Source organism: Phocaeicola sartorii JCM 17136 = DSM 21941 (assembly GCF_054653615.1).
In genome coordinates this window covers 463952-488712 of the sequence record NZ_BAAIFW010000005.1, presented here as the reverse complement: position 1 = coordinate 488712, position 24761 = coordinate 463952, and the positions used below count along the sequence as shown (strand labels likewise).

Annotated in this window: 16 protein-coding genes; 4 read left to right on the top strand and 12 right to left on the bottom strand. The window is 42.3% G+C overall.

What is annotated here, in order from left to right; genetic code table 11:
• The first annotated feature begins 540 nt into the window (after positions 1–540).
• On the top strand, positions 541–3711 hold the full coding sequence (locus ACYQ0C_RS02135) for a SusC/RagA family TonB-linked outer membrane protein (protein WP_016275403.1): 3171 nt from the start codon (positions 541–543) through the stop codon (positions 3709–3711).
• A 20-nt stretch (positions 3712–3731) separates the two neighbouring features.
• Positions 3732–5666, top strand: coding sequence for a SusD/RagB family nutrient-binding outer membrane lipoprotein (locus tag ACYQ0C_RS02130; RefSeq protein ID WP_016275402.1), 1935 nt, complete (start codon positions 3732–3734; stop codon positions 5664–5666).
• Between the two features lie 41 nt (positions 5667–5707).
• Here the strand turns inward: ACYQ0C_RS02130 and ACYQ0C_RS02125 are convergent, their stop codons facing one another.
• A complete protein-coding gene (locus ACYQ0C_RS02125; protein WP_016275401.1) occupies positions 5708–6349 on the bottom strand; it encodes a hypothetical protein in 642 nt (213 codons plus the stop codon).
• A 21-nt stretch (positions 6350–6370) separates the two neighbouring features.
• Positions 6371–7501, bottom strand: a complete 1131-nt coding sequence (locus tag ACYQ0C_RS02120; protein ID WP_016275400.1) for an AAA family ATPase — start codon at positions 7499–7501, stop codon at positions 6371–6373.
• A 325-nt stretch (positions 7502–7826) separates the two neighbouring features.
• On the opposite strand from ACYQ0C_RS02120, the gene ACYQ0C_RS02115 reads away from it, so the two are divergent.
• Together ACYQ0C_RS02115 and ACYQ0C_RS02110 are read left to right on the top strand one after the other, a co-directional pair.
• Positions 7827–10994 (top strand): SusC/RagA family TonB-linked outer membrane protein, encoded by a 3168-nt coding sequence (locus ACYQ0C_RS02115; protein WP_016275399.1) that lies wholly within the window; start codon positions 7827–7829, stop codon positions 10992–10994.
• Between the two features lie 19 nt (positions 10995–11013).
• A complete protein-coding gene (locus tag ACYQ0C_RS02110; protein WP_016275398.1) occupies positions 11014–12957 on the top strand; it encodes a SusD/RagB family nutrient-binding outer membrane lipoprotein in 1944 nt (647 codons plus the stop codon).
• Between the two features lie 243 nt (positions 12958–13200).
• On the opposite strand, the gene ACYQ0C_RS02105 is transcribed toward ACYQ0C_RS02110, so the two are convergent.
• The 10 genes from ACYQ0C_RS02105 to ACYQ0C_RS02060 all read right to left on the bottom strand — a co-directional run bounded on the left by ACYQ0C_RS02105 (position 13201) and on the right by ACYQ0C_RS02060 (position 24760).
• Complete coding sequence (locus tag ACYQ0C_RS02105) at positions 13201–13665, bottom strand: amidohydrolase family protein (protein ID WP_016275397.1); 465 nt, start codon at positions 13663–13665, stop codon at positions 13201–13203.
• Positions 13666–13709: 44 nt separating this feature from the next.
• Positions 13710–15362: an AMP-binding protein gene (locus ACYQ0C_RS02100; RefSeq protein WP_016275396.1), complete on the bottom strand. Its 1653-nt coding sequence runs from the start codon at positions 15360–15362 to the stop codon at positions 13710–13712.
• An 80-nt stretch (positions 15363–15442) separates the two neighbouring features.
• The gene (locus tag ACYQ0C_RS02095; protein WP_016275395.1) at positions 15443–15997 is read right to left on the bottom strand and encodes a helix-turn-helix domain-containing protein; all 555 of its coding nucleotides are present in this window, start codon (positions 15995–15997) and stop codon (positions 15443–15445) included.
• 165 nt (positions 15998–16162) lie between these two features.
• Complete coding sequence (locus tag ACYQ0C_RS02090; protein WP_016275394.1) at positions 16163–16612, bottom strand: DUF1893 domain-containing protein; 450 nt, start codon at positions 16610–16612, stop codon at positions 16163–16165.
• 8 nt (positions 16613–16620) lie between these two features.
• Positions 16621–18147 (bottom strand): 4Fe-4S binding protein, encoded by a 1527-nt coding sequence (locus ACYQ0C_RS02085; protein ID WP_016275393.1) that lies wholly within the window; start codon positions 18145–18147, stop codon positions 16621–16623.
• A 36-nt stretch (positions 18148–18183) separates the two neighbouring features.
• Entirely contained in the window at positions 18184–19566 is a 1383-nt protein-coding gene (locus ACYQ0C_RS02080) for an aldo/keto reductase (protein WP_016275392.1), read from the bottom strand.
• 299 nt (positions 19567–19865) lie between these two features.
• Positions 19866–21758: a sodium:solute symporter family protein gene (locus ACYQ0C_RS02075; protein ID WP_016275391.1), complete on the bottom strand. Its 1893-nt coding sequence runs from the start codon at positions 21756–21758 to the stop codon at positions 19866–19868.
• 18 nt (positions 21759–21776) lie between these two features.
• Complete coding sequence (locus ACYQ0C_RS02070; RefSeq protein ID WP_016275390.1) at positions 21777–22679, bottom strand: alkaline phosphatase family protein; 903 nt, start codon at positions 22677–22679, stop codon at positions 21777–21779.
• A gap of 27 nt (positions 22680–22706) precedes the next feature.
• The gene (locus ACYQ0C_RS02065) at positions 22707–23585 is read right to left on the bottom strand and encodes an endonuclease/exonuclease/phosphatase family protein (protein ID WP_016275389.1); all 879 of its coding nucleotides are present in this window, start codon (positions 23583–23585) and stop codon (positions 22707–22709) included.
• Positions 23582–24760 (bottom strand): glycoside hydrolase family 130 protein, encoded by a 1179-nt coding sequence (locus ACYQ0C_RS02060; RefSeq protein WP_032941437.1) that lies wholly within the window; start codon positions 24758–24760, stop codon positions 23582–23584. The genes ACYQ0C_RS02065 and ACYQ0C_RS02060 overlap by 4 nt, the downstream gene beginning before the upstream one ends.
• Between the last annotated feature and the right edge of the window lies 1 nt (position 24761).

Below are 24761 nucleotides of genomic sequence, written 5' to 3'. Positions count from 1 at the left end.
CTATCTGTAGATGGCAAAACTAACTTTATTTGCATCTACAGATTTTACTTTGACTCATAGAAACTTGTAACAAAATCCAGCTGGATAATTATCAATTATTACGGATGAGAACAGCTACTTCAAGAATAACGAACAGAAAAACGAGAATTATGGAAAAGAAACCTTGATTCAAGTTATAAATGCGGCCATACCTTAATAATATAAAAAGACAGAAGTATGTCTAATACCGCATAAAGATGCTACTCTTATTCTACCACTTTGCAAAAAAACTCTTGCCAATCATAGCTTAATTTTTTACAATATTATTAAAGAATGTAGTATCCAAGCAACTTGTACCGCTTTAATAAAAAGCCTCTATTCTTTCGTAACTGTTAAAAAGCAAGGGGTGAAACAAAATATTTTTTTGATGTATTCTTTTATATATTAAATTTATTATATATTTGCACCGTTAATCTAAATTAAATTGAAAAACACAGTTCCGGCGGAACTTAGAATACGGAATTACTTGATTTTCAATAAAAACTTAAAAAAATCACAGCTATGTTAAAACGACTAAAATCAGTCAGTATGATGCTGTTCCTAATGGGTGCCTCTACCGGAGCAGCGTACGCGGTTTCCAATCCGGGTGTTACCGATGTGAAAATTACGCAGCAGAGCGGAACATGTACGGGTGTCGTGATAGACGCCACAGGTGAAACCGTTATCGGTGCATCTGTAATAGTGAAAGGGACCACGAATGGAACTATCACTGGCATTGACGGTGACTTCTCTTTATCTGGAGTCAAAAAAGGAGATATTATCCAAATCTCTTTCGTAGGTTACCAGACTCAAGAAATTAAGTGGGAAGGACAACCTTTGAACGTAACCTTGCAGGACGACACACAAACTTTGCAAGAAGTGGTAGTAACTGCTTTGGGTATTAAACGCGAAAAGAAAGCATTGGGTTATGCCATGCAGGAAGTAAAAGGTGACGCTCTAGTATCTGCTCGTGAAACTAACCTTGCGAATGCCTTGACTGGTAAGGTCTCTGGAGTTCAGATTATCCGTTCAAGTAACGGTCCTGCCGGTTCCTCTAAAATCCAGCTTCGTGGTAGTAACTCTGTAACAGGCTTGAACCAACCGTTGATTGTTGTCGACGGTGTACCTATGGATAACTTTACAGGTGCCAGCAATAATGATTATTGGAATCCGTCAACCGATATGGGTAACGGTTTGTCGGATATCAATCCTGAAGACATTGAATCCATGTCTGTTCTGAAAGGTGCATCTGCCGCCGCTCTTTATGGTTCACGCGCAGGTAATGGTGTTATTTTGATTACAACTAAGAAAGGACGTGAAAATCCGGGACTGGGTATTACAATATCTGCTTCCGTTTCCGCAGAAACTATTTTCATGAAACCTGACCGCCAGAAAATTTTCGGACAAGGTAGCAAAGGTGCTTTTGATGCTAAGTCAAGTTCTAACTGGGGACAAGAAATTGCAGGTCAAAGTTATACGGATTGGGATGGAAAGACTCAAACCATGCAATACTTTGATAATGTGGACAATTTCTTTAATACAGGTACCAATCTCAATGAGAATATCTCATTCTCACAGCAATTCAACAAAACATCGGTTTATACATCTATAACCCGTATGGATGATGCCAGTAAGATCCCTGGTGCCAAATTGAGCCGTACCAATTTGATGCTACGCGCTTCTTCTACTTTCGGAAAGGATGACCGTTGGAGCTTGGATGCTAAGGTTCAATACATCAATTCATTAGCCAAGAACCGTCCTATCTCAGGTGCTAGAAGTGAAAATGCATTCTACACCATGTATGCTACTCCTATTTCTTTGGATATCACTCAATTTAAGAATAGCAAAGATGAATTTGGTGAAATGAGATGGTGGGAAAGAGGTAGTGGACTAAACCCCTACTGGGCAGAGAAGTATAACACCAATCAGGATAGCCGTAACCGTTTCCTGTTGAACGGATCATTAAAGTATAGATTTACCGATTGGCTGAATGCTGAGATCAAAGCAGGTAGCGATATGTACTACACTGAAACCGAAAATAAGTTGTATGCAGGAAGCCCGCTTCAAAAGAACGGACGCTATAGTGTAGGCGAGAAGAAATTCTTTGAAAACAACTTTAGCTTCTTGCTTTCTGCACAGAAAGACCAGTTGATTGATAAGTTCGGTGGAACATTAACCTTTGGTGGAAACTTGATGGAACGTAAATCTACCGGATTGGATTCAAGTATGGGCAAACTGACTGTACCTGATTTGTTCTGGATTACCAATGGAGATAAAGCTGACCTTAGCGTTACACAAACTTATAGTCACAAAAAAATCAATTCTTTATATGGAACATTAGGTATTAATTATGATGGATGGGCGTTTATTGATGGAACATTCCGTAATGACTGGTCATCTTCATTGAGCAAGAAAAACCGTTCATTCTTCTATCCTTCTGTTAGTGTGTCATGGGTTATCAGTGACATGGTGAATAAAATTGGTAAAGGGATGCCAGAATGGTTTACTTACGCCAAGGCACGTGTATCTTTTGCCCAAGTAGGTAATGATATGGACCCGTATCAGTTGTATAATACCTATGGTATAGGTTCTGATGGTCATACCGGTGGTACTACCGCATGGGGAAACAAGACTTTGTATAATGAAGATGTTCGCAGTGAGCTGATTTCTTCTTGGGAAGCTGGCGCAGAAGTGAAGTTCTTCAACAACCGTTTAGGAGTTGACGTAGCTTGGTATAAATCAAACGCACGCCGCCAGTTGTTAAATATTCCGATGAATAATTTCTCAGGATATGAATCAATGAAAGTAAATGCAGGTGATATCCAAAACACAGGACTTGAAATTATGCTGAACGCACGTCCTATCGAAACTAAAGATTTCAGCTGGGATGCAACCGTTAACTTCTCTACCAACAAGAATAAAATTATTGAATTACTCCCAGGTGAGGCATACAAGAACATGACCTATACATTAGGCGGTTACGATAATCTTTATGTGTATGCGGTAGCAGGTGGTAACTATGGTGAAATCTGGGGTACCAAGTTCCAACGTGTGGCAGAAGGTGAGCATAAAGGAGAATTACTTTTAAATAGCAGTGGCTTGCCACAAGGTACTTCTAAATCCGAAAAGATTGGAGATCAGCAAGCTACTTGCTTGGTGGGATGGACTAACACCTTTACTTATAAAGGATTTTCATTCAGCTTTTTGATTGACGGACGTTTCGGTGGTGATATCTTCTCTGGTACGAATCGTATGTTACAGGCTAACGGTGTAGCTGCAAAAACTGTAGTTAATGGAAAACGTGAGAAATTCGTAGTTCCGGGTGTTATTTTAAATGAAGATGGAAGCTATACAAAGAATTCTATTGAAATCACTCCGCAAGATTATTGGACTGCAGTAACTACTTCCAGCGGTAACTTGGGTATCGGTGAAGCCAACATTTATGACGCAACCAATATTCGCCTGCGTAATGTGTCATTAAATTATGCATTCCCGAAATCAATGTTGAGCAAGACTCCGTTCCAACAAGTAAAATTGGGTGTTTCTTGTAATAACGTATGGATGATTAAGAGTCATTTGAATGGTATAGACCCCGAGTCTGTATATGCAACAAGTACCAATGCTACTGGTTTTGAAAATGCAGCATCTCCTACTTCACGCACATTCTTGTTTAACGTTACACTTGGTTTCTAATTTTTTAAAACTTGACTAAAATGAAAAATTATAATAAACTATTTATCGGTTTTGGATTGTGTGCCGGCTTGATGGGCAGTACCACCTCCTGTTCTGATTTCGATGATATTAACACGAGTCCGTCGGCTGCAGGTGCGGAATATGTAAAGCCGCACTACGCGTTGGATCAATCTATTATTGATGCTCAACAAAATCCGGATGTAGCGGAACGTACCGTTGTTTACAACTGGGCGAGCGCAGCCCGCATCTGTGGTGAAATGTCATTTTTGAACATAGGACGTTATAATGATGGATATAATGCAGCTTATTTTAACCAAGTGACAAGTTGGTTGAAGAATGCTACTCTGGCAATCAAATTTGCAGATGAAGCGGTAAATCCGTCAGAACATGAAGCGGCATTTTTTGCTAATGTAAAACAATTCGCCCGTGTTTGGCGTGCCTGTCTGATAGCAGAATATACAGATACATTCGGACCTTATCCTATAGAAGCTTTCAACGGAGTGAATCCTCAGTTCAATGGTGTTGAAGAAGTTTACGACTTCATTCTTAAAGAACTGAAAGAGGCATCTGCTGCTATTGACACCTCCGTAGAACCTACAGAGCAGGAAGGAAAGAGCGATCCGGCTTTTAACTATAATGCCACCAAATGGCAGAAGTATGCCAACAGTTTGCGTATGCGCTATGCCATGCGTTTGTCTGAATCTAATCCTTCAAAAGCCAAAAGTGAATTTGAAGATGCAGCAAAAAGCACTGCCATTACTTCGTTGGATGATATGTTTAAAGTGAAAGAATATGGAGGATGGAGTGCATGGGATGGTATCTATACACGCTCATGGGACGATCAGGCTTTGTCCTCAACCATGTCTAATATTCTTGTAGGTTTGGGCGGCATTGCCGTAACTGAACAGCGTGCTGACTTAGCTCCTTACATTAAGGGGATGAATTATATGGGTATGAAATTTGATCAACACTATGCAGAATTCACTGACAATCCGACTAAACAGTTCTGGATGGATGGTATTCCTGAGAACCTTGATCCGCGTGCTCTGAAAATTTTCTGTCTGCCCAATGATCAAACTGCCGCCAATTTTATAGATAAAGGTTCTGTAAAGGGACATGATACGCATGCGATGGCTGATAAAGAAGGTGCTGATTTAGTGAAACTGGATGCTCAATTCACATGGAATTATTATCCGGTAGGACAAAGAGGTGCATGGTCTGATAAATTTTCTAAAAATAAAGTTGCGGGAAATATTTGGGATACAGGCGTTTTGTTAGGCAAAAACTATTGCGACAGTAGTAATGAACGTGTGTGGTTTGCACCTTGGGAAACTTATTTCTTATTAGCGGAAGCAGCTCTTTATGGTTGGTCTGTAGGAACGACAGCAGAAGTGGCTTACGAGAATGGTGTCAAAGCTAGTTTTGAATATTTCGGTATTAGCCAGTATGTAGATAGCTATCTGAATTCTACCGCTTACAATCGTGTGGGTACTTCTGTAAAATTCTCCCACACAGATGAACCAACCAATATGACTGTAAACTATGTGGATGGTTATACCAAGGAGGCTAAAACTATGACTTATCAATATCCAGATGCCAGCAAGATTCTGTATAAAGGTAAAAAGCTGAATGATCAGTTAACCAAGGTTATCACTCAGAAATATATTGCTCAGACTCCTTATTTGGCATTGGAAATGTGGTCTGACCATCGTCGTTTAGGTTTGCCATTCTTCGATATTCCGGCTAATGAAACTACTTTCACAGGTTCTGACATGGAACCTTATTGGTCTACAGCTTCGTATACTAAAGGGCAAAGTTGGAATTTGTATCCGCAACGTATGAGATATCCGACCAGTTTGAAAAATGCTGACCCTGCAGGTTATAATCAGGCACTTCAACTGTTGGGAGGAGAAGACAATATCATGACTCCGTTGTGGTGGAGTAAAGGTAAATAAACCAAATAAAAAAAGAAGCACTTTTCTAAGTGCTTCTTTTTTTATTGAAACCGTTCCAAAACTTTTAGTACATCTTTGGGATTTTCCATTTTAATATTCTCCGTTTCAATGAATTCTTTGATCAGTTGCTGTTTGTCTTTAGAATATAGTTTTAGAAGTGTATTGATATTCCGAAAACTTTTCAACTTACCTTTTACTTGAGTGTAATAAACATTCTCCGTTACCATTTTATAGACTGACAGGTCTAAATCCTGCTCGCCATTCACACGTTGAAAGCGTGTGTTGACATCAATAGCCTGAACACTTCCCTGGGTAACTGTTCCCATAGCTCCTTTTTTTCCTATGCCTTTCGGATTTATTTTCCAATCTATAAAAAGAGTTGCATTCTGCCCGGACATCACTTCCATGAAATGTCCTTCAAACGGAATAAAACGATGTATATCAATGACTACCGTATCAACATCTTCCAGATTTTCTATAATCATATCTGTTGCTCCATTTAAAAAATGCATTTCTTTGTTTATACAGTCATAGTTAAATTTTCCTTTGGCAAACTGTTTGTTTTTCAATAGAACTTTTCCTTGAGTAAACTCCTCGAAGAAATAGCCGGTAGGTTGTTGGGCATTGGCAAACGTTATGCTTCCCAATGTCAGAATGGCAATAAGAATTCCTTTTGTATTCATAGTTATAGAGATTTTAATGATTCATACTAGTCCTTTGAGCCAAATTGCCAAAAAACGATCGTATACTATATACCCTTGCTGTTCTTTTAAGACAAACTCTTTATTTACTAAAGACTTTAATGCTACATTTATGCTGCTAGCCCCTTTTAAATCATATTTTTTTATGAATGTGGCACTGTTAATCTCGCTTACAATTTCCTCTTTTGCTATAGCTTTCAGCAACTGAATCTGATTGGAAGTTAAAAACTGGAAATAGGTTTGATAAGTATATTCTTCCTCCTGTACGATTTCCTGTATGAGTGTATGCAACAGCTCCATAGTTGGAATTTGCTGTGGCAATGAATACAATCTGTTTAAAAGATATTGCATATACCACGTATGTCCTTTTACCGATTGATAAATTTCATGGAAGATATCTTCCTGCAAAGTTTTCTTTCTTTCATCAAACAGTTTCTTGGCAAACTCCCAGTAAGGAGTATAAGGAATAGGGGCCAGAAAAAGTTTCTGCGTAGATTGGTAAAAAGGCCTTTTGATGGAAAAGAAGATAGACTCCATCAAATGCTTTTTGCTACCCGAAAAGATAAAATGCACATTCGGGGTGAACTGAATATACGATCTCAATAAGCCTTCCACTCCTTTCTCCGGATATTCCATTATCTGCTGGAATTCATCAATGGCTATATAACATTCTACTCCCGATTGGTTTAGGTAGGTGAAAATCTCTTTCAAGGTTTCTTCTGAACGTTCCGGAATAAAGTCGAGTGTTACAGATGGCATCCCTGTTATTTCATCGGCACTGATGACCGGACGGCAACTCTTAAAGAATGAGAATAGCGATTTTAAGGTACTCTGTGATAAGGTATCTAATTTCCCCAACACACTTCGCCCCAGTAGAGATACAAACTCCTGAAGATTCTGGGTTGAAAATATGTCCAAATAAAAACAGGCGGCAGATTTATTTTCTTTTTGAATATAGTAAAATACATTCTTTATTAGTCCTGTCTTTCCCATACGGCGTGGACTGATTAATGTAATATTTCTGCCATTCTTTAATGCTGACATTAAAGAAGCTGTTTCTTTTTCGCGGTCACAGAAATAATCGGGTCCTTGGTAACCGGTTATTAAAAATGGATTAGTAGGAATACTCTTCATTGCAGTTTTTATGTTACATAAAACATGTAACGCAAATAACGCAATAAAGTTTGAATTTAGCAAATATAAGAGTTGCATTTTTATTTCATTCCATCAAATTCTGATTTTCTTATTTATAGTAAAGATTTAAGATGATAACTAGTAGAAATTAGGTAGAAACCGCAGATTTATTTCCTCTTTACAAGCTCTGTAATAAGAAATTCTTTAAAAGTCATTGAAATTTATACAATTTGATTATCAGCACAATAACATCCTAAATAGTTCCGGCGGAACTTAGAATACGGAATTACTTGATTTTCAATAAAAACTTAAAAAAATCACAGCTATGTTAAAACGACTAAAATCAGTCAGTATGATGCTGTTCCTAATGGGTGCCTCTACCGGAGCAGCATACGCGGTTTCCAATCCGGGAACTGACGATGTGAAAATCACACAACAAAGCGGTACATGTACGGGAGTTGTAGTAGATGCTACAGGAGAAACTGTCATTGGCGCATCTGTAGTAGTAAAAGGTACAACGAATGGTACCATTACTGGTATTGATGGTGACTTTTCACTGAACAATGTAAAAAAAGGGGATATTATCCAAATTTCATTCGTGGGTTATCAGACTGTTGAAATTCCTTGGAATGGACAACCTCTAAATGTAACATTACAAGATGATACGCAGACGCTGCAAGAAGTGGTAGTAACAGCGTTGGGCGTAAAACGTGAGAAAAAAGCATTGGGTTATGCCATGCAGGAAGTAAAAGGTGACGCATTACTAAATGCCCGTGAGACAAACCTTGCGAATGCCTTGACAGGTAAAGTGTCCGGAGTCCAGATTATCCGTTCAAGTAATGGTCCCGGTGGTTCTTCTAAAATCCAGCTCCGTGGTAGTAACTCTGTAACAGGCTTGAACCAACCGTTGATTGTTGTTGATGGTGTGCCTATGGATAACTTCTTGGCACAACAGGAAGGAGCCAGCAAGGATATTTTTAATCCGGGACAAGATATGGGTAATGGTCTTTCAGATATCAATCCTGAAGATATTGAATCCATGTCAGTATTAAAAGGAGCCTCAGCAGCAGCACTTTATGGTTCACGTGCAGGTAACGGTGTTATTTTGATTACAACCAAATCCGGAAAAGAGAGCAAGGGATTGGGTATAACTATTTCTGGTTCTGTTTCCGCTGAAACCATTTTCATGAAACCTGAAATGCAAAAATCTTTCGGACAAGGTTATGACGGTGCTTTCAACAATGAGGAAACACGTAGCTGGGGAGAAGAAATTGCCGGGCAGGAAATAACTAAATGGGATGGTTCCCGATCTAAAATGGCTTATTACGATAATATAGACAATTATTTTAGAACCGGTACAAATTTAACTGAAAGCATTGCTTTTTCACAACAATATGGGAAAACTGGCATCTATGCTTCAGTCAACCGAATGGATGACCATAGTAAGATTCCGGGAGCAGACATTAGCCGTACTAACATGATGTTACGTGGCACATCTACATTTGGAAAGGATGATCGTTGGACATTAGACGCAAAAGTTCAATATATTCTATCCGATGCCAAAAACCGTCCTGTTAATGGAGACGGGTCAAACTTCTTGACCATGTACAAATTTCCAGTATCTCTTGACATTCGCGACTTCTCGGCTGCTACAGATGAAAACGGTGATATGCTATGGTTTGGAACAAGCAGCGCGCGTAACCCGTATTGGTCTCAAAAATATGCATTGAGTAATGATGTGCGTAATCGTTTCTTGTTGAATGGCTCATTAAAATACAAATTCACAGACTGGTTGAATGCTGAAATCAAGGCTGGTAGTGATATGTATTATACAGAAGAAACAAATAAACTGTATGGAGGTAGCCCTACATCAAAAACCGGTAGCTATGCGTTCAGCGAGAAAAAATTCTTTGAAAACAACTTCAGTTTCCTTATCAGCGCAAATAAGGATAACATTTTTGGCAACTGGGGTGGAGCCGCTTCATTTGGTGGAAATCTGATGGAGCGTAAATCAACAGGCATTCGTTCCGATTCCGGTGAGTTAGTGGTAAAGAACCTGTTCTCACTGAACAATGGTAAGAACAAACCTACTGTAAATGACAGTTATTCGCACAAAAAGATGAACTCTCTATATGGTACCGCCCAAATCAATTATAACGGTTGGCTCTTTTTAGATGGGACTTTCCGTAATGACTGGACTTCCACATTGAGCAAGAACAACCGTTCGTTCTTTTATCCGTCTGTCAGTGCATCATGGGTAATCAGTGATATGATCAACAAACATGGTAAAGGTATGCCGGAATGGTTTACTTATGCAAAAGCACGTATTTCTTACGCCGAAGTAGGTAATGATATGGATCCTTATCAATTGTACAATACCTATAGCATTGGTTCTGATCCCAATGGCAACAAGACCACTACTATCTCCGGTACATTATATAATACAGATGTAAAGAATGAGTTGATCTCTTCTTGGGAAGCTGGAGCAGAGATCCGTTTCTTCAATAACCGTTTAGGGCTGGATTTCACTTGGTACAAATCCAATGCAAAGAATCAGTTGTTGGATTTACCAATGAACTCATTGTCCGGTTATACGGGACGTAAGATTAATGCCGGTAATATTCAGAATTCAGGTGTTGAAATTATGCTGAATGCCACTCCTGTCCAATCAAATGATTTTAACTGGGACTTGCAGTTCAACTTTTCAACCAATAAAAATAAGATTCTGGAGCTGGCTGATGGCGTAGAGAAGTACCAATTAGGACCTAATCTGGATAACATGCGTGTTTATGCAGTGGTTGGTGGTAACTATGGCGAAATCTGGGGCAGTAAATTCGCTCGTGTGGAAGACGAATCAAGCCCCTATTATGGGCAACTAATTACCACAAAGGAAGGTCGTCCGACTGCAAAAAGTGGTGATATTGAGAAAATTGGTGACCAGCAGGCTACTTGCCTATTAGGTTTGACCAATACATTCAGTTACAAGGGATGGACTCTGAGCTTCTTGGTGGACGCACGTATTGGTGGAGAAATTTTCTCTGCTACTAATCATACAATGCAGAAATCCGGTACAGCTAAAATAACGGCTCCAGGTGGGAAACGCGAAAATATCATAGTAGAAGGTGTCTATATGGATGATAACGGCAACTATACTCCTAACACTACTCCTATTACCCAACAACAATATTGGGAAGCTGTTACTACAAGTAGCGGTAACTTAGGTATTGGAGAAGCCAATCTTTACGATGCGACCAATGTCCGTCTGCGTAATCTGTCATTGAATTACACATTCCCTAAATCCATGCTTGCCAAGACCCCATTCCAACAAGTTAAATTGGGTGTCTCTTGCAACAATGTATGGATGATCTCAAGCCACATGAGAGGTGTAGATCCTGAGTCTGTATTTGCTACTTATACAAATGCAACAGGTTTCGAAGCATATAGCGCACCGACATCACGTACTTTCCTGTTTAACGTTACACTTGGTTTCTAACCATTAAAATTAGAATGCAATGAAAAAAATAAATTATATTTTGTTTTCACTTTGTCTGGGTGGCGCAGTGAGTGCCTGCTCCGACTTTGATGAAGTAAACACCGATCCCAAGGCAGCACAAGCCGACCAGGTCCAGGCATATTATGCTCTAAACAAATCTATTGTAGATGCCCAACAATCACCTCATGAGGCAGAACGTATTTTCGTGTATAACTGGAAATCCGCAGCACGGTTTCATCAAATGAATTTTCTGGTTACAGGCTCTTATAGTGATGATTATAATAATGACTATCATAACAGTCGTATCACTGCATGGATGAAGAATGCCACATTAGCTATTAACTTGGCAGATGCACAATTGGCTTCCGGTAATTATACCGGACGAAATGAGACATTCGTCAATAATGTGAAACAGGTATCCCGTATCTGGTATGCATATCTTACTAGCGAATATGTAGATAATTTTGGTGTCGGTCCTACGGGTATGGTCATAGGTGAGGTCCCTGATTTTAAAAGTTGTCAGGATGTCTATACTTATATGCTGAGCGAATTAAAGGATGCCGCTTCAAAAATCGATACAAGCATCACACCGGACGATGTTGAAAAGACCGGTGACGCTGCTTATGCATTCGATTTTAGCAAATGGGTGAAATATGCCAATTCTATGCGTATGCGTTTAGCGATGCGCCTGTCAGAAGTCGACCCTACAACAGCCAAATCCGAATTCGAAGATGCTGCTAAAGGTGAATTAATAATATCAGCAGATGACATATTTAAAGTAGCGGAAAAGGATGTTTGGGACAACTTGGCCGGTGTTATGTCACGTTCATGGAATCAGCAATGCGTTTCAATGACTATTTTCAATTTAATGACTAATCTGGGAGGAGTGCCTACTGCGTCTCAATTGACTGCGGACAGATATCAGGCATACATCAAGGATAATGCGAATTATCTGGGTCTGTATTTTCCCGATCATTTTAGTTTGAATTCGGATAATCCGTCTAAAGGTTTCTGGATGGATGGAATACCCCATTCAGTAGATCCTCGCGCTTTCAAATTGTATTATTTGCCGGAAGACAGCGAGGCTGACAATTATTCTACCTGGAGTGAAAGCAACTATAAAGTAAGAAATGGGAAAAATGTCAGAGGCTTGATCAATCCGAATACTGCAACGGATACAATAGCATTTGTTAAACCTGCGATGTGTTGGAATGGTGTGGCCAATGGCTACGGAGGTCCGAAGTATTCCAAAAATATGATTATGAATACCAGTATTTGGGGCAGTTATCCGTCATTAGGTAAACAATACCGTACTAGTAATAATGATCGTATATTCTTTGGCGATTGGGAAACTTGGTTCTTGCTGGCAGAAGGCGCTGTAAGAGGATGGAATGCCGGTTTTGATGCAGAGACAGCCTACACCAATGGAATAAAGGCTAGCTTCGTTTACAATGGATGCAGTCAGTTTGTTGACGAATATCTGCAATCAGAAACTTATAACCGTGTAGGAACTTCCGTTAAGTTTTCTCACACAGAAGAACCTCCTGCTACAGTTGAAATGGATTACATAGACGGCTATACCGGCAAAGCGGGTAAATTTACATATACATATCCGGTCGCTTCAAAAACATTGTATGGCAAGGCTTTGAATGACAAGCTTACAAAGATTATCACTCAGAAATACATTGCTCAAATGCCATATCTGCCTTTGGAAGCGTGGAGTGATCATCGTCGTCTGGGACTTCCATTCTTTGAAATTCCATCAGCTGAAGAGCCTCTGACTAATATGCCGGAATGGAATGTAGATGTATATAAGAGTGGACAAAAGGTATCATTATATCCACAACGTCTCAAATTTCCATCCAGCCTGCAAAATGCCGACCCGGAAGGATATCAAAAAGCAGTTCAGTTCCTTGGAGGAACAGAAACAACTCTAACTCCCATTTGGTGGGCTAAACATTAATAAATATAAATCAAGACATGTCTTAAATAAAATAAGGCATGTCTTGATATCCATATATTTCAATTAAAAAGGAAAGTATAATATTATTTCCTTGGTAACATAGCATTAGAGCTGGACAAACTGATAAAAGAGGCTATCTCCTCACGAAGACAGCCTCTTTCATTTGCTATTAATAATCTAGTAAATTTCTGGTGAGTTTCGAACGCTTTCTTATCAAAGAAACAACGACTAACACTCTTTTGTTTATTCTTCCATCGTAAAACTTTTCAGGATCTCCTCAGCCTCAGTCTCCTTTCCCTTACTGTAGATAATGGATACATAAAAGCCACTACCCGCAGCCTTGGTCATCAGACAGGCATAAAAACAAAGATCCGTCTCGCAAACCCCTCTTAAATAAGTACCAAAAAACTGTGGCAACTCAAACTCCTGCACCGCCGACTGATCTTTTATCCCGTCATCATTGGCATAGTCTTTCAACACACTCTTCAAATCATTCTTTGTCATGCCGTCCGAATCCAAAGACTGCACCGTGATATAAAACGTAGAGTTGTTCAGAAGAAAAGTCTCCTCTGTATCCTCCTCCACCAAAATGCCTTTGGGAGCCTTAAAAGTTAAACCGTAGGCTGTCCATGTAACAGGGACTAAAGCTTGTGCACTTGCTGACAAACAGGCCAAACTTAAAAACACAAAAAATAAAACTTTTTTCATTTTTAGTTACTTTACGAATAAAAATCCGATCAGCCCACAACCGATTATTTATCTTTCTCACGGATTTCCACACGACGAATCTTTCCACTGATTGTCTTCGGGAGCTCCTCTACAAACTCTATGACACGCGGATACTTGTAGGGAGCCGTCACACGCTTCACATGATCTTGCAGTTCCTTTATCAGCTCAGGTCCTTCCTTTCCCTTAAACGTTTTAGAAAGAACAATTGTTGCCTTTACCACCTGCCCACGAATTTCATCGGGCACACCGGTAATAGCACATTCCACAACAGCCGGATGAGTCATCAAAGCACTTTCCACCTCGAACGGCCCTATACGGTAACCTGAACTCTTGATCACATCATCGGCACGGCCTACAAACCAAAAATAGCCATCCTCGTCGCGCCAAGCCACATCACCCGTATAATAAATACCATCATGCCAAGCCTCTTCCGTCAATTCCGGAGCACGATAATATTCTTTGAACAGCCCCAGCGGTTTGCCCCTGTCCGTACGAATTACAATCTGCCCTTGCTCTCCATCTTCGGCAGAACGCCCGTCGTGGGTCAGCAAATCAATATCATATTGAGGATTAGGCACCCCCATACTTCCCGGTTTAGGATCCATCCAAGGAAAAGTACCCAGAGTCAGAGTCGTTTCTGTCTGTCCAAAGCCTTCCATCAAACGAATACCTGTTATTTTCTTGAACGTCTCATATACAGAATAGTTCAAGGCTTCTCCCGCCGTAGTACAATATTCTAAAGAAGAGAGATCATACTTGCTGATGTCCTCCTTAATCAAGAAACGATAAATAGTGGGAGGGGCACATAAAGAAGTGATATGATAATCCTGAATCTTTCCAAGAATATCCGCCGGTGTAAATTTCTCATGGTCATACACAAAAATATTGGCTCCTGCTATCATCTGTCCATAGAGCTTCCCCCATACCGCTTTTCCCCAACCGGTATCGGCAATGGTAAGATGAAGACTGTCACGATGCAAATTATGCCAGAAACTAGCGGTTACAATATGCCCTAAAGGGTATGTAAAATCATGTGCCACCATCTTAGGCTCACCTGTAGTGCCCGAAGTGAAATACATTAATGAAGTATCTTCATTCGTATTGGGATGTTCCGGTTTGACAAACGGAGCCGCATTCTCAATACCTTTATGAAAATCTTCAAATCCTTCCGGAATATCCGGCCCCACACTGACCAGCTTTCTCACCGAGGGAGAATCGGACATGGCATCTGTAATGTGTTTTGTTATCACATCTTCCCCTGCAGCAACGATCATCTTGATATCAGCTGCGTTACAACGATACACGATATCTTTCTTTGTAAGCAGGTGAGTGGCCGGAATGACCACCGCCCCTAATTTGTGCAAAGCAATAATGGAATACCAGAACTCATAACGGCGCTTCAATATAAGCATCACCTTATCACCATGACCAATACCAAGACTTTGAAAATAAGAAGCGGTCATATCAGTATACTTTTTCAAATCAGCATAAGTATATTGCACATGCTCCCCTTTGTCATTGGTCCATAACAATGCCTTCTTTTCAGGTTCTTCGGCAGCCCAGGCATCTACTATGTCATAACCGAAATTGAAGTTTTCGGGAACTTTAATCTTTAAATTCTTTATAAAATCCTCTTGCGAGGTAAATGTAGTCTGTTCTAAGAATTTTTCTACCATAATCTTCTTAAATTAAGAATTGAGAATCAAAAATTAAAAAACATCTTGCGGCTATTTCTTAATTTCCAATTCTCAATTTATCATAATATTACTGCCAGGAATTTCACAGTCTTGCCATCCAACGCCATCATACCATGCGGTATGGAAGAATCAAAATACAGACTGTCACCCGCATTCAGAATTAGTTCTTTTCCATTCATATTGAGCAACATTCTACCTTCGATCACCAAATTGAATTCTTGTCCCTCGTGTGAATTGAAATAAATCGGAGTACCTTCCGGCTTGGGCTCCACGGTCACTACAAACGGATCTACCTTGCGTCCGCGAAAACCTGATGCCAACGACTGGTACTTGTAAGCTTTGGTACGTTCCACCGATACTCCCGAACCACAACGGGTCAGAAAGTAAGAGCTCATCTTAGGTTCTTCACCAAACATCAACACATCCAATGCAATTCCATATTTACGGGCTATCTTCTGCAAAGCACTGACAGAGATATCTTTCTCCCCACTTTCCATACCCAAATATTCTTCCACTGAAAGTTGACAGCTTTCAGCCACCTCTTCGGGAGTCAGTTCCAAGACATCTCTTAATCCCTGGAGACGCTCGGCAATTTGTTTTATCTGGTCACTCATAATCTTAATGTTTTTATGCCTCAAAGATAATGAAGATTTAAGAATATCCAGCAATGTTTCATTAAGTTTCGATAAAAACTATCCAGCAGATAGAAAAACTGCACAAGCGTGCTTGTAATGAGCAAAAAGCAAGCTTTCAGCCTCATGGCACGGACACTAATAGTTTCAAGTGAAAGTATTCTCCGACGATCCTTTGGCAGATAAACCGCCCCTCATCTTTTCCACAAAATCCCGAATCATAGGGTACATATCTTCAGGCGATTCCACCTCGTAACAAATTGTTTCCAAAGGACACCAGCCCGTCCGGCTTCTATTCCGAATGCGAGAAACCACCTGAGCACACGCTACCTTTATATCCGCCTGCTTCAATACAGCCAACGCCGGTTCGCTGATGATGTCCGTGTAAATCTCCCGGACTCCCCCCAACACCATCAAAGCTGCCGCCGCTTTCCCTATCACTTTGTCAGCAACCTGCGCTCCATGCAAGAACTCAGGCTCCCGGTTCAGCAAGTCATACAAATCGGCTACCCCCCGCTGTGTAAAAGTACGGATTTCTTCCCTCCTGATTACACAAGAGTAACCGCCTTCATGCAACAATTTTATCAATTCATCCATTTTCTTTTTCAAATAATACGGTGCATTTCATGCCCCTCTACATAAATGGCACTGAACGGACGGGCCGGACACAGATTCTCGCAAGCACCACAACCAATGCAACGCTCCGTATTCACCACCGGTATCCGGGGAGATTTTTCATCATCCACATCCTTGGGAATCATCTGGATAGCTCCGGAAGGACAATGACGGGCACAGTTTCCACAACTTACCCCGTCCGTATTCACAATACAATTCTGAGCCACCCACACAGCATGACCTATCTGAACAGCCGACTTCTCAGCCAAATCTGTCAGACGGATGGCACCGGTAGGACACACCTCGGCACACTTCATACATTCGGGACGGCAATATCCACGCTCGTAAGACATCTCGGGCTGCATCAAATGTTTCAAATCACCGGACGGACGCAGTACCTGATTAGGGCACACTGACACACAAAGCTGGCAAGCCGTGCAGTGCTGCGCAAAATGACGGAGACTCAGTGCGCCAGCAGGAACAATAGAAGTGGCACGCTTGGGAATTTTCCTGTCTATAAGAGGAGCCAGTCCTCCGTCCACTTTCTTTTCCTGGGCTTTCGCCACAGCACTTGCAGCCACCAAAGCCGAGACCGTAAGAAAGTTCCGCCGTGAAGCATCCACTTTTTCAGCGGGCGAAGACGGCTGAGAAGCCGGTTTGCCGGTTTCTTCAGTTACCGGAGCCTGTTTCTTCGGAAGCATAGCCCCCGGTACATATCTTATCGCATTCTGACGGCATTTGCCCAGACAATCCATACACGCCACACAACGGGAATAATCTATCTCATGCGCCTTAGGGTTGATGCAGGAAGACTTGCAATTACGCGCACAAAGTCCGCAACCATTACATTTATCCGTATCAATCACCGGTTTGAAATAAGAGTATCTGGACAAGAACCCCAATACGGTACCCACCGGACAAATGGTATTGCAATACGTCCTTCCCCCACGCCATGCCAGGATAAAAAGCACCACCACAGTAGCCACCGCCACAATAAGAGTAGAAACACCTTTCACCCAGATATCCACCGAATAAAAAGCATAACTGTCCGCCCGTTCCGCCCATAAGGCAAGCAGATTATTTCCCCATTGATAAAGAGGTGCCAGCAGATTAGAGACAATACGGCCGTAGGCACTATAAGGAGCAAACAAAGCCGCCAATGAAACCACTCCCGCAACCAAAGCAATGACAAACACCGCCAAAATCCCATATCTCAACCACGAAACAGCGGGCGAATAACGGAAACGGTTCTTCTTCACTTTTCCCGAAAACCAGGAAATGATATCTTGGAACACCCCTAACGGACAGATAACCGAACAATAGACACGTCCCAAAAGAAGTGTCAACAAAACAAGGGCTATCACCACCCCTGCATTCAGCGCCAGAACAGCAGGCAGAAACTGTATTTTCGCCATCCATCCGAACCAACTATGCATGGTTCCTGTAAAATCCAGAAACAGCAATGTTATCATAGTAAAAAATAAAAGAGCGGCAGTCAGTCTTATTTTACGTAACATAAGCATTCGTTATTTTATCATGTTTATCCATTCCAGTTATAAAGTCTCTTGTTTCAATTGCTCCACATACGCGTCTATACGATGCAGTTCTTTCGGGATATCAATCCGCTGGGGACAGTGCGGACTGCATTGGTCACACCCCGTACAGCGGCTTGCCTGCCGGAGTTTGGGTACACTACGGTCATAACCTATAAGGAAAGCGCGTCTGGCCCGGCGATAATTTTCATCCTGACTGCTTTTAGGGACATTGCCTTCATTGACACATTTATTATAATGCACCAGAATAGCCGGAATATCCAGCCCATAAGGACAGGGCATACAATATTTGCAATCATTGCAAGGAATGGTGGGAAACTGCAACATCAACTGGGCTGTTTCTTCCAAAAACTCTTTCTCCTCATCATTCAGAGGCTCCAAAGGAGAATAAGTCCGCAAGTTATCCTGCAAATGTTCCATATAAGTCATCCCACTCAACACACATAACACATCCGGATAAGTACCGGCAAAACGAAAAGCCCACGAAGCCACACTATTTTCCGGACGACGCTGCTTCAAACGGGCTACCAGGTGGTCATTCAATTTTGACAAACGCCCTCCCAACAGCGGTTCCATAATCACAACAGGAATTCCACGCTTGGATAACTCTCCATACAAATACTCCGCATTAACATTCCGCTTCGAAGCATGACGCCAATCCACATAATTCATCTGGATTTGTACAAAGTCCCATTTCACATCCAGCGATAATAAATAATCGAACACCTCTACCGATCCGTGAAATGACCATCCCAAGTTACGGATACGCCCCTCCTCACGCTCTTTCAACAAAAAGTCAAGGACTCCATTGTCAATATAACGATCGTGAAAGGTTTTTATCCCTTCTCCTCCGCCTACGGAATGGAGCAAATAATAATCCAGATAATCAGTCTGCAATTCTTTCAGCGACTGATGATACATCTTGATGGAGTTCTCGCGGGTATAATTCTGGAAATTGGACATCTTCGTCGCAATCAGAAGTTTTTCACGGGGATAACGCTTCAAGGCAACTCCGGTTGCTCTTTCAGAGAATCCCTGACAATAAACAGGAGAGGTGTCGAAATAATTCACTCCATGAGCAATGGCATAATCCACCAGTTCATTCACCGCATCCTGGTCTATCACGTTTCCATCACTGTCCGGTGCAGGCTTCAATGGCCAGCGCATACATCCATATCCTAAAAGTGAAACACGTTCTCCCTTGGGAGAAGTACGATAAGTCATCTTGTCAACAGGCACTTCGCCTTGTACGGCAGCCTCTGCCGACGCCGGCTTCTCACCGGAAGCACAACCATACATAACCGCTGTGGATGCAGCAGCGCTGACACCCACAATCTTCAGAAATTCCCTGCGGTTCATTTCCTCTTTGTTTCTCTTGTCCATATCCTTTTTATACTTAACCTTGCATTTACGTAAACCATACACCGGCCATCGCTACAGCCTGATTATCAGTTCATGCAAAGTTATCAAAATTTCATGAAATTCCTTGCAACAAGACAACAATAATTAAAACCATTTTAACCATTAATGCAAAATCACCCTCTTCAAAACGGTCTATCAGAATCAACAAAAAAATTACGCAGCCCCTCCAACAAAGACAGGACTGCGCAATACTGTTTCATACGCCCAATAATTAAAGGATGCAAGGCAAACGGAATTTCCGGTTTTACCCATCAGCATTTTCAAGCGTTGTTTTCAAAGCCGATGGCCTTCATCAATTCATCATATTCTTTTTCTTCCTTACATAAAGGTCCGTACCAAGTATATTTCAGAATAATTGTCGTCACAACCAGCAACAAGGCCGACGCTACAAATCCCCACGTACCCCGCACCACCAGATACATAGGAACAATAGTCAGGCAGCACTGCCAGACTATGCCTATGGCTACATTGAACGCATCACGTTTAAAGTGCTTGTTGCGCACCACCAGCGGGTATCGGGCCTCCGCCTCATCGGCTATAGGTTTCCACCATCCCCACGGACGCACCCGTATATAGAAATGAACCAATGTCTCCTCATCGGTGGGAGGCGCCGAATAAGTTCCGGCAATACACCCTATCAATGAAATGCCGAACAACACTGGGAAGAAATAAAGCACCAGCGCATCAGGCACCGTAAACTTCATCACAATGGCAGCCACCACTCCTGCCGTCATCCCCCAGAAATAGCCCTCACCATTGAAACGCCACCAATGCCACTTCAGCATATTGGCAGCAATGTATCCGCCGAACAATGCCCCTACAATCCACTGGAATATTTCATTAATATCTTTCAAGAAGAATCCCATGACAGTACTGATAATCACCACCAGCACCGAAATCAGGTAGCTGGCACGAATCTGAGTTTTTACCGGAGCTTTAGGATTAATATATCTCAAATAAATGTCATTCACCACGTATGCCGGAGCCGCATTGACCGTAGAAGCAAAGGTTGACATGAACGCCGACAGCAACCCCGCCAGCAGCAACCCCGCCAGCCCTACCGGCACATACTTCGTGATAAGATGAGGAAGAATAGTTTCAAAATCCGATTCGGCTGCCGTCATTTGCTCCAACCCGCCATCCACTTTAAAGAAATAAACAGCCAGTAATGCAAATTCCATAATCATCAAGTAACGCGGAATCAGCAGAATGACCGGTACGGAGCCACTCATCAAAGCCGCTTCCTTGGGCGACTTACACGACAGAATCTTCTGCATGTCATAGTTCGGAGCAGGTCCCGCCATGCTCATAAAAATACCTTTCAGCAAAGCCATCATCACAAAGACGCCCATCAGGCTGTAAGGTTCGCTGGCCATACGTTCCGTCAGCAGATCCATCCGCCCGCTCCAGTCAATGTCCAATGTCCAGCCGAAGAAAGGCGACTCCCATCCTGATGGCACAAATTCCTGAATCATCTCGGGTGCCACCATATTCATGCCAATAATTGCAATCACCACGCCCGCCACCGTCATAATCATAAACTGCACCACATCCGTCCACACAATGCTAAGCATACCGCCCAGCATCACATAGAAAGTAGCGATGGCCGTAAAGAATATACCATAAAAGTGAGGAACATATTGCAGAGGAATATCAAAAGGTACATACGGCGACACAGCCTCCCATGGAAAGAATATCTCCATGAACTTACCGATACCGATAAATCCGTAACTTAAAAATCCCAAGACACTAAGTAACGCAAAAATGATTACAATCGTATGCGACAGCGTAGCCCCTTTTCCACGCCCGAAGCGAGTCTTTATCCATTCGGCCCCCGTCAGCACATTGCTCCGTCGAAGCCACACCGACAGATAGACCATCAGGAATATCTGATTGAACACCGGCCACAACCACGGAATCCACAGGCTCTTGAACCCGTAGGCAAAAGCCCAATAGACCATCAGCATGGTTCCGGTAATGTCGAACATGCCCGACGCATTGGACAGTCCGAGCATATAGAAAGGGAGCGATTTGCCCCCTAAGAAATACGAATCCATGTTCTTTGCCGCCCTCTTCTTCAAGAACAGCCCGATGGTGACAATGATTGCCAGATACACACAGATAATAAGAATATCAATGATATGTAATTTCATAAGTCATTCTTTTGATCATCATTTAAAGACCTGCGTCATAGGACGTCCGATCCACACCTGCGGCTGCTCCAAGCCAAAGATGGAAGCCACTGTAGAAGCACAGTCAAACTGCATCATGCTTTCCTCAAAAGCACCTCCTTTTTTCACATTCTTGCCGGCAATGATAAACGGTGTTTCCATTTCCTGCATGGTTTTTCCACCATGCCCTTTGTTAATACCTCCATGATCGGCTGTGACTATAATGATACTGTTATCGTATATGCCTGCCGCCTTGACCGCATCCAGAATCCGTCCCACATATCCATCCAGTTCCTTCAATTTTGCATAATAGGCTGGTGTATCATGTCCGTCAGCATGACCTACATGGTCAGGGTTATCAAAGCAGATAGCAGTCAATACAGGTTTTTTTTCTGTGATATACTTGCATGCCATCTCGCAGAGAGCGGTAGGATACTGATTATAGTCGGGAGCCTGCGCATAATAATTCAAAGCCAGGGTATCTACCAGATATTTGATACCATCCCATTCATACAACACACCCATTTCAGCATCAGGAGCGGCTTTACGAAGTTCACTAAAAACAGTTGGGAATATATTGTGCTCGTTCAATACCCGTGAAGGAAGCTCGGGCGTTTTTGAGCCCCATTCCGTATATCCGTGCAGTTCGGGACCAGCACCCATAAACATGGAAGCCCAGTTTACGGCACTTGAGGAAGGAAGTACGCTACGTTTTTTCAAAGTATAGCAGCCTGCATCCATCAAGGACTTTACATTCGGCATTTCAGCCTTTTCCACACTATATGCCCCCCAACCGTCAAGGCCGATTAAAAACACATGGTCAGCTTTCCAATTCTGGGCAAAACAAAAACAAGATGCAGTAAAGAATGCCGTTAACACAGCCAATAAACGAAGTTTTTTCATAGAATATTATTTTTTTAGTTATACATATTATTTCAACCATACACTCACCGGATAATGATCGGATACTCCTTCCACCGGATAAACGTCTGCCCGTATGCAGCGTTCCATCAATGAGGGAGAAAGCAGAATATAATCCAGCCTTTCACGTCGTAAAGGTAATCGTTTATCATCTATTTTCCAATTATAAAGAAAGGCGGCAGGATAAGTCATACGTTTTTCTGCCGGACGTATCAACCGGCCAAGGGCATCTTCCATGCCCACAGACAAGAACTTAGCTATCACGGAGAAGTCAAAACGTCCATTCCTCAAATTCCGGTATTTTTTTTGGGAAGCATCCCAACGCTGCATATTCACCAACAGCGAATCATGCGTCATTATTTCATCGGCATCCAATGGTGAATGCGCATTCAGATCCCCTGCCACCAAATAGTCTTTCAAGTTCTGTTTATGGATATAATCGACTATTTTAGTGGCCTCATCCAGTCGATAACTCCATTCAAAGGGACTGAGATGAGTGGCAATGACATCAATGCCCTGTGTCTGCACATGCATCATGCCATGCCAGAACCCGTCCACTTGTTTGGATATGGTCTTTACCGGTTGTCTGGAAAGGACTCCTACCGGATACCCCTCTTCTTTAAGAAGGGCGGTATGTGGATATCCACATACCTTCCCCAATGTTACCAAATCCTTTTCCTTAAAACTAACCAGCTCTGTTAAAATCACTAAATCGGCTGACTGATTTTTGGTCCATTCCACAAAATATGCACGCCTCAAAGAATCCCCTTCAAAACCATTCCAAATATTATATGAAATTATTTTTATCGGCTGACGCCTTTGTGCTGACATGCCCGATGATCCAATCATCAGCAGCATCCCTAAAAACAATCCTATAATCTTTCTCATTTTTTCAAAAACACTTCATTCCGATCTATCAATTCATTGATTGCCGCTACTGAAGTTGCAGAACGAAGTCCGTCTGCGGGTGTATGCAGACAATAATCCACCAAACGGTCTACAGTAGATGTCGCTACATGCATCCGCGTGTCACTGGAGGCGTAATAGATATACACCGTTCCGTCGTCATCGGCTATCCAGCCGTTCGAGAACAACACATTTGATACATCACCCACTCTTTCTTCACCTTGTGGTGCCAGAAAATAACCGGCAGGTTCGGCTATCAGCCGCCAAGGTTCGTCCAAAGCCGTCATATACAAATAGAGCACATAACGCAACCCGGCGGCACAGCCACGCACTCCGTGTGCCAGGTGAAGCCAGCCTTGCGGTGTTTTTATGGGGTGCGGCCCCTCTCCGTTCTTCACCTCTTTAATGGTATGATAATGCCGGTGATTAATGATTATTTCCTCTTTTATTTCCGCGTGAGTGATATCATCTATCAACGCCCATCCGATACCTCCGCCATTACCGGCGTTGATGAAATCATCTTGCGGACGGGTATAAAGAGCATACTTTCCATTCACGAACTCAGGGTGAAGTACCACATTCCGCTGCTGGTTGCCGGTCATCAGGTCGGGCAAACGCTCCCAATCTACCAGATTCCGGGTACGTACGATTCCAGCCTTCGCCACCGCCGAGGAAAGGTCTCCAGCGGACGCCTTGTCATCGTGTCGTTCGCTGCAAAAGATGCCATAAATCCATCCGTCCTCGTGGGCGGTGAGACGCATGTCATACACATTAGTCTCGTCCGGATCGATGTCCGGCAATGCCAGCGGACGCTTCCAGAAGCGGAAGTTGTCTATTCCATTAGGGCTTTCAGCTATGGCGAAAAAGGACTTCCGGTCCACCCCCTCCACACGCACCACCATCAGATATTTCCCGTTCCACTTCATGGCACCGCTGTTCAAAGTGGCATTAAAGCCGATGCGCTCCACACAATAAGGGTTCGTGTCGGGGTTGAAATCATAACGCCACTCCAAGGGAATGTGATGACGTGTCAATACCGGATGGACATAACGGCGGATAATGCCGTTTGTTTCTTCCTTTATTTCGTTAGGGCGTTGCAACAACGCTTCTTGGCGCTGGGACAATGCCGTCAATCGCTTTTTGAAATCTGTATTTATC

What these genes read in the sequence shown, in the direction of transcription:
- ACYQ0C_RS02065 (WP_016275389.1), bottom strand. Translation starts at nt 23,585, where the DNA reads ATGAGAAAGATTATAGGATTGTTTTTAGGGATGCTGCTGATGATTGGA.
- ACYQ0C_RS02110 (WP_016275398.1), top strand. Translation starts at nt 11,014, where the DNA reads ATGAAAAAAATAAATTATATTTTGTTTTCACTTTGTCTGGGTGGCGCA.
- ACYQ0C_RS02085 (WP_016275393.1), bottom strand. Translation starts at nt 18,147, where the DNA reads ATGTTACGTAAAATAAGACTGACTGCCGCTCTTTTATTTTTTACTATG.
- ACYQ0C_RS02075 (WP_016275391.1), bottom strand. Translation starts at nt 21,758, where the DNA reads ATGAAATTACATATCATTGATATTCTTATTATCTGTGTGTATCTGGCA.
- ACYQ0C_RS02130 (WP_016275402.1), top strand. Translation starts at nt 3,732, where the DNA reads ATGAAAAATTATAATAAACTATTTATCGGTTTTGGATTGTGTGCCGGC.
- ACYQ0C_RS02120 (WP_016275400.1), bottom strand. Translation starts at nt 7,501, where the DNA reads ATGAAGAGTATTCCTACTAATCCATTTTTAATAACCGGTTACCAAGGA.
- ACYQ0C_RS02100 (WP_016275396.1), bottom strand. Translation starts at nt 15,362, where the DNA reads ATGGTAGAAAAATTCTTAGAACAGACTACATTTACCTCGCAAGAGGAT.
- ACYQ0C_RS02135 (WP_016275403.1), top strand. Translation starts at nt 541, where the DNA reads ATGTTAAAACGACTAAAATCAGTCAGTATGATGCTGTTCCTAATGGGT.
- ACYQ0C_RS02090 (WP_016275394.1), bottom strand. Translation starts at nt 16,612, where the DNA reads ATGGATGAATTGATAAAATTGTTGCATGAAGGCGGTTACTCTTGTGTA.
- ACYQ0C_RS02125 (WP_016275401.1), bottom strand. Translation starts at nt 6,349, where the DNA reads ATGAATACAAAAGGAATTCTTATTGCCATTCTGACATTGGGAAGCATA.
- ACYQ0C_RS02095 (WP_016275395.1), bottom strand. Translation starts at nt 15,997, where the DNA reads ATGAGTGACCAGATAAAACAAATTGCCGAGCGTCTCCAGGGATTAAGA.
- ACYQ0C_RS02070 (WP_016275390.1), bottom strand. Translation starts at nt 22,679, where the DNA reads ATGAAAAAACTTCGTTTATTGGCTGTGTTAACGGCATTCTTTACTGCA.
- ACYQ0C_RS02080 (WP_016275392.1), bottom strand. Translation starts at nt 19,566, where the DNA reads ATGGACAAGAGAAACAAAGAGGAAATGAACCGCAGGGAATTTCTGAAG.
- ACYQ0C_RS02105 (WP_016275397.1), bottom strand. Translation starts at nt 13,665, where the DNA reads ATGAAAAAAGTTTTATTTTTTGTGTTTTTAAGTTTGGCCTGTTTGTCA.
- ACYQ0C_RS02115 (WP_016275399.1), top strand. Translation starts at nt 7,827, where the DNA reads ATGTTAAAACGACTAAAATCAGTCAGTATGATGCTGTTCCTAATGGGT.